Raw genomic sequence first — 12,982 nt, 5'->3', positions numbered from 1 at the left:
CATAATAAAAGAATGTGAGGGACCATGAAACGCCTGCTCGGATGCCTCCTCGCCTGCAGCCTGCTCACCGCCCCATCCCTCGCTCCTGCCCAGGAAGCGGGCGGCATCGCGACCGTCGCGACCGTCGGCGAGCCGCCGACCCTGGACCCGATGGTCTCGACCGCGGACCTCGTCGGGACGATCACCCAACACATCTTCGAGACGCTCTACACCTTCGACAAAAGCTGGAAGGTGACGCCGCTGCTCGCCGACGCGCTGCCAACGGTCAGCGCAGACGGCAAGAAATACACGATCGCGCTGCGGCCGGGCGTGAAGTTCCATGACGGCTCCGACCTCACGGCGGAGGACGCAGTCGCCTCGCTGAAGCGCTGGATGAAGCTCGCCTCGCGCGGCAAGCAGGCGGCGGGCTTCATCGAGAGCGTCGAGGCGGCCAGCCCGTCCTCGGTCGTCATCACGCTGAAGGAGCCTTACGCGCCGCTGCTCTCGCTGCTCGCCTTCAACAACTCCGCTGCGATCATCATCCCCGCGAAGAAGCAGGACGAGCCGATGAAGGAATTCATCGGGACCGGTCCCTACATGCTCAAGGAGCGCAAGGCCGACCAGTATATCCAGCTCACCCGCTTCGCCGGCTACAAGCCGCGCAGCGGCAACGGCGACGGCTATGGCGGGGCACGACAGCCGCTGCTCGACGAGGTCCGCTTCGTGCCGGTGCCGGATGCGAACACCCGCATCGAGTCCGCGGTCTCCGGCCAGTATTCTTATGTCGACTCGCTTCCGGTGGAATCCTTCGACCGGCTGAAGGGCGCGGCCTCGCAGCCCGTCGTGCTGAAGCCCTTCGGCTATCCGGTCTTCGTCTTCAACACCGCCGAGGGCGCGGCCAAGAACCTCGCCGTCCGCAAGGCGATCCGCACCGCGCTCAACATGGAGGACATGCTGGCGGCAGCGTTCGGAACCAAGGAGTTCTATGCGCTCGACGGCAATATCTATCCGCCCGGCTATGTCTGGAACACGGATGCCGGCGTCGCCGGAAACTACAATGTCGGCGATGCCGACAAGGCGAAGGCCGCAGCGAAGGCTGCCGGCTACAAGGGCGAGCCGATCCGCATCCTGACCAGCCGCCAGTATGAGTTCCATTACAAGATGGCGCAGGTCGCGGCCGAGTATCTCAAGCTCGCCGGCTTCACCGTCGACCTGCAGGTGGTCGACTGGGCGACGCTGACCCAGCGGCGCACCGACAAGGCGCTCTGGGAGATCTACATCACCCATAGCCCGTTCCTGCCGGAGCCGGCGCTGATCGGCTCGCTCTCGACCAGCTCGCCCGGCTGGTGGGATACGCCTGCCCGCAAGGCCGCCGTCGACGCCTTCACCTCGGAGGCCGACCCGGCCAAGCGTGCCGCGCTCTGGGCCAACGTGCAGAAGACGATCTATGACGAGGTGCCGTTCATCAAGATCGGCGACTTCAACGCCCTCTCGGCGAAATCCGCCAAGCTCGACGACGTCGTGCCGGCGCCCTGGCCGTATTTCTGGAACGTCACCCTCAAGAAGTGATCCCCCTCGCCGTCCGGCCGCGTGATCGCTGCCGGACGGCGAGCAACGAGATGTCGCGCCATGGTCGGCTACATCCTTCAACGCATCTCCGGCATGATCGCGGTCATGCTGCTCGTCGTCACGATCGTCTTCGTGATCGTGCGCGTCACCCCCGGCGATCCCGCCGCCGTGATGCTCGGCCCCGACGCCACGGCGCAGGACGTCTCCGACCTGCGCACGAGGCTCGGCCTCGAGCGCTCGATCCTCTCGCAATACGTGATCTATGTCGGGCAGTTGCTGCGCGGCGATCTCGGCCAGTCGATCTTCCTGAACATGCCGGTGACCTCGGCGCTGATGAAGCGGGCGGAGCCGACCTTCTTTCTGACGCTGCTCTCGCTGGCGATCGCGAGCACCATCGCCCTGCCGGTCGGCATCTATGCCGCCTATCGACGCGGCTCCTTCCTCGACCAGGCGGCGACGACGCTCGCCATGCTCGGCGCCAGCATCCCCGGCTTCTGGCTCGGCCTCATCCTGATGCAGGTCTTCGCGGTGCGTCTCGGCATCCTGCCCGTCTCCGGCTATGGCGGCCCCGATACCAGCCTGCTCGAGCGCATCAAGCACCTGATCCTGCCGGCAGTTGCGCTCGGGCTCGTCTCCTCGGCCCTGATCATGCGCTTCACCCGCGCCTCGATGCTCGACGTGCTTGGCGACGACTATATCCGCACCGCCCGCGCCAAGGGGCTGGGCGAGCAGAAGGTCGTCCTGACCCATGCATTGAAGAACGCGCTGATCCCGATCCTGACCGTGCTCGGCCTGACCGCCGCCGTGCTGGTCTCCGGCGCGGTGGTGACCGAGACGGTGTTCGGCCTGCCAGGTGTCGGCAATCTCGTGGTCTCGGCCGTGCTCAGGCGCGACTATCCCGTCATCCAGGGCGCGCTGCTCGTCATCGCCGGCCTTTACGTCCTGGTCAATTTCGCGATCGACATGCTCTATCTGCTGGTCGATCCCAGGGTGCGCTACTGATGACCGACCTCGCTCCCGACACACCCGCGCCGAACCGTGCCCGGCTCTTCCTGCGCGACCTGCTGAAGCGCCGCATGGTGGCGATCGGCCTCGCGATCCTGATCGTCTTCGTGCTGCTGGCGGCGTTCGCGCCGCTGCTCGCCCCCTATGCGCCGGGCCGGCTCTCGGTCGTCAACCGGCTGAAGCCGCCCTCCGGGATCTACTGGTTCGGCACGGACGAGTTCGGCCGGGACATCTTCTCGCGCATGCTCTATGCGGGCCGGCTGTCGCTTTCGGTCGGCGCCGCCGTCGTCGTTTTGTCCTCGCTGATCGGCGTGACGCTCGGGCTGCTCGCCGGGTTCTTCAAGCGGCTGGACACGCCGATTGCACGCCTGATCGACGCGATGATGGCCTTCCCCGACATCCTGCTCGCGATCGCGCTGGTCGCAGCGCTCGGCCCCTCGCTGATGACGGTGATCATCGCGCTCTCGATCGTCTATGCGCCGCGGCTTGCGCGCATCGTGCGGGCCGCGACACTGGTGATCCGCGAGCTGCCCTATGTCGAGGCCGCCCGCGCCTTCGGCAACTCGACCTTCCGGATCATGTTCCGGCATGTCCTGCCCAACATCGTCTCGCCGATCACGGTGCAGGCCACCTTCATCTTCGCCAGCGCCATGCTGGCGGAAGCCGGCCTCTCCTTCCTCGGGCTCGGCGTCAGCCCGGATATCCCGACCTGGGGCACGATGATCTCGTCCGGCCGGCAATATATCGGCCAGGCCGACTGGATGACCTATTTCCCCGGCCTAGCCATCGTGCTCGCCGTGCTCTCCCTGCAGATGGTGGGCGACGGCCTGCGCGACCTGCTCGATCCGCGCCTGCGGAAGGATCTCTGACATGACACCTGCCACGCGGCAGCCACTGCTGATCGCCAATGTGAAGCCGGTCGCCTTCGGGCCGGCGATCCCCACGAGCGCCACTGACATCCTGGTGGGCCGCGACGGCAAGATCGCGGCGATCGGCGCAGGATTGGCGGCCCCGGCCGATGCCGAGCGCATCGACGGCAAGGGCGCCTTCGTCTCGCCGGGCTGGGTCGACCTCCATGTCCATGTCTGGCATGGCGGCACCGATATCTCGCTCCGGCCGAGCGATTGCGGGGCCGAGCGCGGCGTCACCACCATGGTCGATGCGGGCTCGGCCGGCGAAGCGAATTTCCACGGCTTCCGCGAATATGTCATCGAGCCGGCGCGCGAGCGGATCAAGGCCTTCCTCAATCTCGGCTCGATCGGGCTCGTCGCCTGCAACCGCGTGCCGGAACTGCGCGACATCAAGGATATCGATCTCGACCGCATCATCGAATGCTATGCCGAGAACAGCGAGCATATCGTCGGGCTCAAGGTGCGGGCGAGCCATGTCATCACCGGCTCCTGGGGCGTGACGCCGGTCAAGCTCGGCAAGAAGATCGCCAAGATCCTGAAGCTGCCGATGATGGTCCATGTCGGCGAGCCGCCTGCGCTCTACGACGAGGTCCTGGAGATCCTCGGACCGGGCGACGTCGTCACGCATTGCTTCAACGGCAAGGCCGGCTCGAGCATCCTGGAGGACGAGGACCTGTTCAAGCTGGCCGAGCGCTGCGCGGCCGAGGGCGTGCGACTCGATATCGGCCATGGCGGCGCCTCCTTCTCGTTCAAGGTGGCGGAGGCCGCGATCCAGCGCGGACTGATGCCGTTCTCGATCTCGACCGACCTGCATAATCGCTGCATGAACTTCCCGGTCTGGGATCTGGCGACGACGATGTCGAAGCTGCTCAGCGTCGGCATGCCCTTCGACGCCATCATCCAAGCGGTGACCCATGCTCCGGCCTCGGTGATCAAGCTCGACATGACGGACCGATTGACCGTCGGCCAGCGTGCCGACTTCACAATCTTCGACCTGATCGACAGCGATCTCGAAGCGACCGATTCCAATGGCGACGTCTCGCAGCTGACGCGGCTGTTCGAGCCGCGCCACGCGGTGATCGGCGCGGAGGCGATCACCGCCAGCCGCTATGTGCCGCGTCCGCGCCGGCTCGTGCGGCACAGCCACGGCCTGTCCTGGCGTTGACTTGGCGAGCGAGAGGTATGAAAGCGCAGGTATGAGCAAGGCCCCGACGACGCAGCACAGCGAAGGCGCACCGGAATCGACCGGGCAGCGGCGCTCGCGCGTCAGCGGCATCGACCGCGCCGTCCAAATCCTCGACCATCTCCAGCAGGAAGGGCGGGCGCTGACCGCCTACGAGATCGCCCGCGCGATCGGCGCGCCGCTCTCGACCGTTTATGCCATCGTCGAGGATTTGCTCGACAAGAGCCTGCTGGCCCGCGCCGGAGACGGCGGCGTCTGGCTGGGACCGAGGCTCTATCATTACGGCCTCGCCTATGCGCGCGACCTCCAGGTCATCAATGTCGCGACGCATGAGATGCATGTGCTCTCGCGCGAGGTCGGCGAGACCGTGCAGATCTGCGGCCGCGACGGCGGCATGATGGTGGTCGAGGCCATGGCCGAGGGACCCGGCCATTTCGTCATCACCTCGCGCGTCGGCACGCGCGTGCCCTTGAACTGGACGGCGTCCGGCCGCCTGCTCGTCGCCGGGCTCGACGAGGCCGAGCGGACAGCCCTCTTCCGCAAGAGCGCCAAGGCCTCGCCGACGGGCCGCGCCGTCACCGACCCCGCGCTTCTGCTTGATCAGTCGCGCGAGGCTCTCGCCACGGGTGTGTGGATACAGGCCGGTGAATCGGACTACGCGGTCGCCTGTATCGCCGCGCCGGTGCTCGATGAAGCCGGCACCTGCCCGATCACGGTCTCGATCGTGCTGCCCGAATTCCGGGTGAACGAGGAACATGCGAATTTCGTCGAGGCGGTGAAGGCCGCGGCCCGGCGCATCGAGGAAAAGCTCGGCTGGCGCATGGGCTCCTTCGCCGCCGGCCGCAAGTTCGGCTGAAGCGCGCCGTTGAGGTCCTAGACCTGGATCAGGCGCTGGACCTGGGCGCCATCGAGTTCGCTCATCGGGCCGGACAGCACAACCTCGCCGCGGTCCATCACGAACATCGTGTCGGCGAGATCGCGGGCGAAGTCGAAATACTGCTCGACCAGCACGATCGCCATGCCGCCCTTCTGGCGGAGATAGTCGATGGCGCGGCCGATATCCTTGATGATCGAGGGCTGGATGCCCTCGGTCGGCTCGTCCAGCACCAGCAGCCTGGGTCGGGTGACCAGCGCCCGCGCAATCGCGAGTTGCTGCTGCTGGCCACCCGAGAGGTCTCCGCCGCGCCGGCCCAGCATGGTTTTCAGCACGGGGAATAGGTCGAAGAGCTCATCCGGGACGAAGCGCTCCTTGCGCTTCAGCGGCGCGAAGCCGGTCTCCAGATTCTCCTTCACCGTCAGTAGCGGGAAGATCTCCCGGCCCTGCGGCACATAGGCGATGCCGGCCCGCGCGCGATCCTCGCTGCGCAGGGCCGAGATGTCCTCTCCGTCGAGGCGGATATGCCCCCCTGAGATCGGCTGATGGCCGACGATGGCGCGCATCAGCGAGGTCTTGCCGACGCCGTTGCGGCCCATCACGCAAGTGACCTTGCCGATCTCGGCCGCGACGGAGACGCGACGCAGCGCCTGGGCGGCGCCGTAATGCAGGTTGATCGCGTCGACATCGAGCATGTGATTCATTTCCGCCGCATGATCTGATCGGAAAACCGGTTCCCACTTTTTCGGATCATGCTCAGCGCCCCAGATAGACTTCGACGACGCGCTCGTTGGCGCTGACATGGTCGAGCGGGCCTTCCGCCAGCACGGAACCCTCATGCAGCACCGTGACCTTCACGCCGAGCTCGCGGATGAAACCCATGTCGTGCTCGACGACGATCACCGAATGATCCCGCGCGATCTCCTTGAGCAGCACCGCCGTCTGCGCGGTCTCACCATCGGTCATGCCGGCGGCGGGCTCGTCGACGAGCAGGAGCTTCGGGTCCTGGGCCAGCAGCATACCGATCTCCAGCCACTGCTTCTGGCCATGTGAGAGCGAGCCTGCGAGCCGTTCGCGCCTGTCGGCGAGGCGGATGATGCCGAGGATGTCGTCGATGCGCTTCTGCTGCGGGGCCTCCGTCTTCCAGAACAGCGTCCGGCCGACCGTGCGCTTCGATTTGAGCGCCAGCAGGATATTGTCCTCTATCGTGTGGCTGTCGAAGACGGTCGGCTTCTGAAACTTGCGGCCGATGCCGAGATTGGCGATCGCCGCCTCGTCAAGCTTCGTCAGGTCGACCGAGCCGCCGAACATGACGGTGCCGACATCCGGCTTCGTCTTGCCGGTGATGATGTCCATCATCGTGGTCTTGCCGGCGCCGTTGGGGCCGATGATGGCGCGCATCTCTCCCGGTTCGATGGTCAGCGACAGGCCACGGATCGCCTTGAAGCCGTCGAAGGAGACGCTGACGCCGTCGAGATAGAGCAACGAGGAGGTCAGAGCGCCGGGCACGGGAGCGTTCATCACTGTTACTCCGCCGGTGCCGGCTCGGCGGCCGGCGTTGCATCGGGCTTGCGGCGGCGCGCCCAGAGCGCCTCGGCCGTGCCGAGAATGCCCTTGGGCAGGAAGAGCGTGACGACGACGAAGAGACCACCAAGCGCGAAGAGCCAGTACGGCGCCATGAAGCCGGAGGTGAACAGCGTCTTGGCCCAGTTGACCACGACCGCGCCCAATGCCGCGCCGACCAGCGTGCCGCGCCCGCCGACCGCGACCCAGATCACGGTCTCGATCGAGTTGGCTGGAGCGAATTCGCTGGGGTTGATGATGCCGACCTGCGGAACGTAGAGCGCGCCGGCCACCCCCGCCATGCAGGCCGAGATGGTGAAGACGAAGAGCTTGAAGCGGTCGACCCGATAGCCAAGGAAACGCGTGCGGGACTCGGCATCGCGGATCGCGATCACCACCTTGCCGAGCTTCGAGACGACGATGCCGCGCGCGATCAGGAAGCCGGCCGCCAGCATGACACAGGTCATGGAAAACAGCGCGGCACGAGTCGCTTGCGCCTGGATGTTGAAGCCGAGGATGTCCTTGAAATCGGTCAGGCCATTGTTGCCGCCGAAGCCCATGTCGTTGCGGAAGAAGGCAAGCAGCAGCGCATAGGTCAGCGCCTGTGTGATGATCGAGAGATAGACGCCGGTGACACGCGAGCGGAAGGCGAACCAGCCGAAGACGAAGGCGAGCAGGCCGGGTACCGCCAGCACCATCAGCATGGCGAATGGGAAGGAGGAGAAGCCCCACCAGTACCAGGGCAGTTCCTGCCAGTTCAGGAAGACCATGAAATCCGGCAGGATCGGGTTGCCATAGACGCCGCGCGAGCCGATCTGGCGCATCAGGTAGAGGCCCATGGCGTAGCCGCCGAGCGCGAAGAAGGCGCCGTGACCGAGGCTCAGGATGCCGCAATAGCCCCAGACCAGATCGAGCGAGACCGCAAGCAGCGCGTAGCAAAGGTACTTGCCCCAGAGCGACATGGTCGAGGTCGGGACATGGAAGGGCGAGGATGCCGGCAGCAGCAGGTTCGACAGCGGAACCAGCACGGCCAGGCCCAGCAGGATCGCAAGGAAGATACCGCCGCGTCGGTCCATGTTCTGGAGGAGGAAGCGCGTGATCATGCTTCCACCGCCCGGCCCTTGAGCGCGAACAGGCCGCGCGGGCGCTTCTGGATGAAGAGGATGATGCAGACGAGCAGCGCGATCTTGCCGAGTACGGCGCCCGCATAGGGCTCGAGCAGCTTGTTGGCGACGCCGAGTGTCATGGCTCCGACCAGCGTACCCCAGAGGTTGCCGACGCCGCCGAAGACCACGACCATGAAGCTATCGATGATGTAGCTCTGGCCGAGATTGGGGCTGACATTGTCGATCTGCGAGAGCGCGACGCCGGCGAGCCCCGCGACACCCGAGCCCAATCCGAAAGTCAGCGCGTCGACGCGGCCGGTGCGGATGCCCATGGCCGAGGCCATGCGCCGGTTCTGGGTGACGGCACGCATCTGCAGGCCCATCGGAGTGAGCTTCAGGATGGCGAGCAGCGCGGCAAAGACCAGCGCGGCAAAGACGATGATCCAGAGTCGGTTATAGGTGATCGCTAAACCACCGAGTTCAAAGGCGCCCGACATGAAGGACGGTGCGCCGACCTCGCGATTGGTCGGGCCGAAGGCGGTGCGGACCGCCTGCTGCAGGATCAGGCTGATGCCCCAGGTCGCGAGCAGCGTCTCCAGCGGGCGACCGTAGAGAAAGCGGATGACGCCACGCTCGATGGCGATTCCGACCGCGCCGGCGACGATGAAAGCCGCCGGCAAGGCGATCGCCAGCGACCAGTCGAACAGCCAGGGGGCGTTGGAGCGGATCAGTTCCTGCACCACGAAGGTCGTGTAGGCGCCGAGCATGACCATCTCGCCATGGGCCATGTTGATGACGCCCATGACGCCGAAGGTGATCGCGAGCCCGATGGCGGCGAGCAGCAGGACCGAGCCGAGCGAGAGCCCGTACCAGAAGTTCTGCGCGGCGGCCCAGAGCTTCAGCCGGCCTTCGATGGCGGTGATGGCCTTCGCCTGCGCTTCCTTGAGAGCGGGCGTCGCATCGCCCGGCAGCGCGCGCAAAGTCGCCACCGCATCCTGATCGCCCCGCTCGCGCAGGACTTCGATCGCCGCGAACCGATCCAGCGGCTGTGTGTCGGGCCTGGCGATCAGGATCGCGGCCTGGGCCTGACGCAGAGCGGCAAGCGCGCGGGGATTGGTCTCCTTGCCGATCGCCGCCTCGACGATCGGCAGCAGGCCGGCATCGCGGGATTTGAACACCGCTTCGGCCGCAGCTGCGCGCTTCGCCGGATCGGGATTGAGCAGGCCGAGGCCGCCGAGCGCGGCCTGCACCGCGCGACGCACGGCGTTGTTAAGGCGCACGGGCTTCACGTCGGCGGGAGCGGCTGTAAGCGCAGCGCCCGTCTTCGCATCGACGAAGCCTCCGGCAGCCGTCTTCACGGCGACACCGCCGGGGCCGGCAAGCAGGCGCCCGTCGCTCAGGGCCTCGACGATCAGCGCCGCATTGGGATGAGCCGTCGAAACGAGGATCTCGATGGCGCGGGAGGTGTCGGAATAGCTGTCCGCTGCCAGCCGCCTAAAAGCTTCATCGGCGGTCTGCGCGAAGGACGCGACCGAGGCCGCGACCAGCGCGACGAGGATGATGAGCGCATGCTTCAGGCGGTGTAAGATCGGCATCGATCCGGTTCGCATGTCGGCTGGTGATTGCCTGGAAAAGCCTTGCCGCCGGGCGGCGAATGAAGGGCGGCCGGGATGTTTCCCGTGCCGCCCTTCCCCCTCATGATCTCAGACGCCGCCGCACTTGCCGGTCTTGACGTTGAAATTGCCGCATTTCTTCTCGACCCAGTCGCCGACAAGGTCCTTCGAGCCGTCGAGCTCCTTCGACCAGGCGTCGCCGGGGACGAGGCCGGAGGTCTTCCAGACCACGTCGAACTGGCCGTCGTCCTTGATCTCGCCGATGAAGACCGGCTTGGTGATGTGGTGGTTGGGGAGCATCTTCGAGATGCCACCGGTGAGGTTCGGCGCCTCGATGCCGGGCAGCGCGTCGATGACCTTGTCCGGATCGATAGTCCCCGCCTTTTGGACCGCCTTCACCCACATGGCGAAGCCGACGACATGGGCTTCCATCGGATCGTTGGTGACGCGCTTCGGATTCTTGGTGAAGGCCTGCCACTGCTTGATGAAAGCGTCGTTCTCCGGCGTCTTGATCGACTGGAAGTAGTTCCAGGCGGCGAGATGGCCGACGAGCGGCTTGGTGTCGATGCCGGCCAGCTCCTCCTCGCCGACCGAGAAGGCGACCACCGGGATGTCGGTCGCCTTGATGCCCTGGTTGCCGAGTTCCTTGTAGAAGGGAACGTTGGCGTCGCCGTTGATGGTCGAGACCACGGCCGTCTTCTTGCCGGCCGAACCGAACTTCTTGATGTCGGAGACGATGGTCTGCCAGTCGGAATGACCGAAGGGCGTGTAGTTGATCATGATGTCCTCGGGCTTCACGCCCTTGGACTTCAGATATGCCTCGAGAATCTTGTTGGTCGTGCGCGGATAGACATAGTCCGTGCCGGCCAGCACCCAGCGCTCGACCTTCTCCTCCTTGGCGAGATAATCGACGGCGGGGATCGCCTGCTGGTTCGGCGCGGCGCCCGTATAGAAGACGTTGCGCTCGCTCTCCTCGCCCTCGTACTGGACGGGGTAGAACAGGATGTTGTTGAGCTCCTTGAAGACCGGCAGCACCGACTTGCGCGAGACCGAGGTCCAGCAGCCGAAAGTGGCCGCGACCTTATCCTTGGTGATCAGCTCGCGCGCTTTCTCGGCGAAGAGCGGCCAGTTCGAGGCGGGATCGACGACGACGGCCTCAAGCTTCTTGCCGAGCAGGCCGCCCTTCTTGTTCTGCTCCTCGATGAGCATGAGCATGACGTCCTTCAGCGTCGTCTCGGAAATCGCCATCGTGCCCGAGAGCGAGTGAAGGATGCCGACCTTGATGGTGTCCTGCTGCGCCGCCGCCGGCAGGTAAGACGATCCGAGGAAAGCAGCACCGGCCAGAGCGGTGCCGAGAAATTCGCGACGGTTGCTGTTCACGGCCATCTCCCGAAGGACTGTTGTTGACGGCGTCCCCTCGACACCGGCGGGCCGTGCGGCCCATGAACAATCCAACGCAAGCGATGTGCCAACAGCGGAAAGGCCACGTTTCCATAGGGAAACCGCCGATTCCACGCGGTTTCATCAGACGGCCTCGGCACCACCCGAATGGCGCACGCGTAGCCGCAACCTATCCGTTCATGAGCAATTCTTAGGCAAAATATTTCCGATCCGGAGATATGTCGTCTTTTTGAGCAGAAGCTTCGCTTCGGCCCGCCCTCGCTATTCCGATTGCGTTGGGAAGGGGGCTGCGTGCCTCGATTTGCGCCGCTCCCGCGTTCACCTTGCCTGTCTGCAGGGCGCATGGCGGAAACAAGCACAGTTTCCCTGGCGCGGCGCACCAGGGAAACCGCCATCCCGATCGACGAAGGGCGATCCCGCCGGTCGGAAGCTGTCAGGTCTCGCGGAAGGCCCGAGCCATGCTGTCCTTCAGCGGCTGCATCAGGTACTCGAAGAAGGTGCGCTCGGCTGTCTGGATATAGACATCGGCCGGCATTCCCGGCGTCGGCTGGAAATCGTGAAGACCGGCGAGGCTGCCCGGATCGAGCCGGGCACGGACGACGTAGAGGTCCGGCACGCCGGGATAGGCGCGCTGCTTCTCGTCTGGCAGCGCATCGGCCGATATATAGATGACACGGCCGCTGACCATCGGCGTGATGCGCTGGTTGAGCGCGGTCAGGCGCACCGTCGCAACCTGGCTGTGCCTGATCTTGTCGATATCCTGCGGGCGCACGCGCGCCTCGATGATGAGTTCGTCCTGCAGCGAGACGATCTCCATGATGTTCTTGCCGGCTTCGATGACGCCGCCTGAGGTGTGATAGCGCAGCTTCACCACCGTACCCTTCACCGGGGCGGTGATGCTGGAGCGATCGAGCACACCCTTCACAGTATGGATGCGCTCGCGCACGTCGTTGAGATCGGCGCTGACCTCCTGAAGCTGGTCGGAGGCGATCTTCTGGGCGTTCTTGCGCACGCCGTCGATCTGCTCGACCGAGCGCGCGATCCGCTCACGGGAATCGCCGATATCGCCGGTGATGCGGCCCGCCTCGCCGGTCAGGTTGGCAGCGAGGCGCTGGAGCGAGAGCACCTCAGGCTTGCGGATATAGCCGCGCTGCAGCAAGGCCTGCTTGCCTTCCAGCTCCTCCTTCAGCAGCTGCGACTGCCGCTCGACACCGGCGAGCTGCACCTTGCTGCCGGCGATCTTCTCCTCCAGCGCGTCGATGCTTTTCTGATGGGCCGCGATCTCACTCGCCAAATTGTTGCGCCGCGCACGGAAGGCCAGGCGCTGGGCCTCGAACAAGGCAGCAATGTCAGGATCGTCACGCTGCTCGACCAGATGCGATGGCCGGGTGAAATCATCGCGACCGACGACTTCCGCCCGAAGCCGAGCCTCGATCATCTCCAGCCGATAGAGCTTCAGCTCGTGTCGCCGCAACTCGGCACGGGCCGAGGTGTCATCGAGCTTCACCAGGGGCTGGCCGGGCACGACGACATCGCCCTCGCGGACGAGAATCTCGCGGATCACGCCCCCTTCGAGATGCTGGATCGTCTTGTTCTGGCCGGTGGTGACGAAGACGCCGGTGGCAATGACAGCGCCGGCGATCGGCGCAGTGTTGCCCCAGACGCCGAAGCCCATCACCGTCACGGCCACGATGACGGCGCCGCCGATCGTCGCCGATCGCGTGCTGCGGGGCACATCGGCGTACCAGGGTTGCGACATCAGCTGAACGCTCATTTGC

General features: G+C 65.5%; 11 protein-coding genes. 5 read left to right on the top strand and 6 right to left on the bottom strand.

What is annotated here, in order from left to right:
- Window positions 1-24: 24 nt before the first annotated feature.
- From NUV79_RS04410 to NUV79_RS04390, 5 genes are read left to right on the top strand one after another with little or no spacing between them, the layout of a single operon-like run.
- Window positions 25-1,548, top strand: a complete 1,524-nt coding sequence (locus NUV79_RS04410) for an ABC transporter substrate-binding protein (RefSeq protein ID WP_257731861.1) — start codon at window positions 25-27, stop codon at window positions 1,546-1,548.
- A gap of 60 nt (window positions 1,549-1,608) precedes the next feature.
- Window positions 1,609-2,550 (top strand): ABC transporter permease, encoded by a 942-nt coding sequence (locus NUV79_RS04405; RefSeq protein ID WP_257731860.1) that lies wholly within the window; start codon window positions 1,609-1,611, stop codon window positions 2,548-2,550.
- Complete coding sequence (locus tag NUV79_RS04400) at window positions 2,550-3,422, top strand: ABC transporter permease (protein WP_257731859.1); 873 nt, start codon at window positions 2,550-2,552, stop codon at window positions 3,420-3,422. The genes NUV79_RS04405 and NUV79_RS04400 overlap by 1 nt, the downstream gene beginning before the upstream one ends.
- 1 nt (window position 3,423) lies before the next feature.
- Window positions 3,424-4,629 (top strand): amidohydrolase/deacetylase family metallohydrolase, encoded by a 1,206-nt coding sequence (locus NUV79_RS04395; protein WP_257731858.1) that lies wholly within the window; start codon window positions 3,424-3,426, stop codon window positions 4,627-4,629.
- Between the two features lie 31 nt (window positions 4,630-4,660).
- Window positions 4,661-5,503 carry an IclR family transcriptional regulator gene (locus tag NUV79_RS04390; RefSeq protein WP_257731857.1) on the top strand — a complete coding sequence of 281 codons (843 nt, stop codon included), beginning with the start codon at window positions 4,661-4,663 and terminating at the stop codon, window positions 5,501-5,503.
- A 17-nt stretch (window positions 5,504-5,520) separates the two neighbouring features.
- On the opposite strand, the gene urtE is transcribed toward NUV79_RS04390, so the two are convergent.
- The 6 genes from urtE to NUV79_RS04360 form a co-directional block, all read right to left on the bottom strand.
- Window positions 5,521-6,216, bottom strand: coding sequence for an urea ABC transporter ATP-binding subunit UrtE (gene urtE, locus NUV79_RS04385; RefSeq protein WP_257731856.1), 696 nt, complete (start codon window positions 6,214-6,216; stop codon window positions 5,521-5,523).
- A 61-nt stretch (window positions 6,217-6,277) separates the two neighbouring features.
- On the bottom strand, window positions 6,278-7,042 hold the full coding sequence (urtD, locus tag NUV79_RS04380) for an urea ABC transporter ATP-binding protein UrtD (protein ID WP_257731855.1): 765 nt from the start codon (window positions 7,040-7,042) through the stop codon (window positions 6,278-6,280).
- A 5-nt stretch (window positions 7,043-7,047) separates the two neighbouring features.
- Window positions 7,048-8,187, bottom strand: a complete 1,140-nt coding sequence (gene urtC / locus NUV79_RS04375; RefSeq protein ID WP_257731854.1) for an urea ABC transporter permease subunit UrtC — start codon at window positions 8,185-8,187, stop codon at window positions 7,048-7,050.
- Complete coding sequence (gene urtB, locus NUV79_RS04370; RefSeq protein ID WP_257731853.1) at window positions 8,184-9,785, bottom strand: urea ABC transporter permease subunit UrtB; 1,602 nt, start codon at window positions 9,783-9,785, stop codon at window positions 8,184-8,186. Before urtB ends, urtC begins: the two co-directional genes overlap by 4 nt.
- Window positions 9,786-9,893: 108 nt before the next feature.
- Window positions 9,894-11,189, bottom strand: a complete 1,296-nt coding sequence (urtA, locus tag NUV79_RS04365; RefSeq protein ID WP_257731852.1) for an urea ABC transporter substrate-binding protein — start codon at window positions 11,187-11,189, stop codon at window positions 9,894-9,896.
- A gap of 448 nt (window positions 11,190-11,637) precedes the next feature.
- Window positions 11,638-12,978: an HlyD family type I secretion periplasmic adaptor subunit gene (locus NUV79_RS04360; protein ID WP_257731851.1), complete on the bottom strand. Its 1,341-nt coding sequence runs from the start codon at window positions 12,976-12,978 to the stop codon at window positions 11,638-11,640.
- Between the last annotated feature and the right edge of the window lie 4 nt (window positions 12,979-12,982).

Source organism: Allobosea sp. 47.2.35 (assembly GCF_024655635.1).
Classification (GTDB): domain Bacteria; phylum Pseudomonadota; class Alphaproteobacteria; order Rhizobiales; family Beijerinckiaceae; genus Allobosea.
Note: the sequence above shows the minus strand (reverse complement) of the source record. Positions and strands in the feature narration are given on the sequence as shown.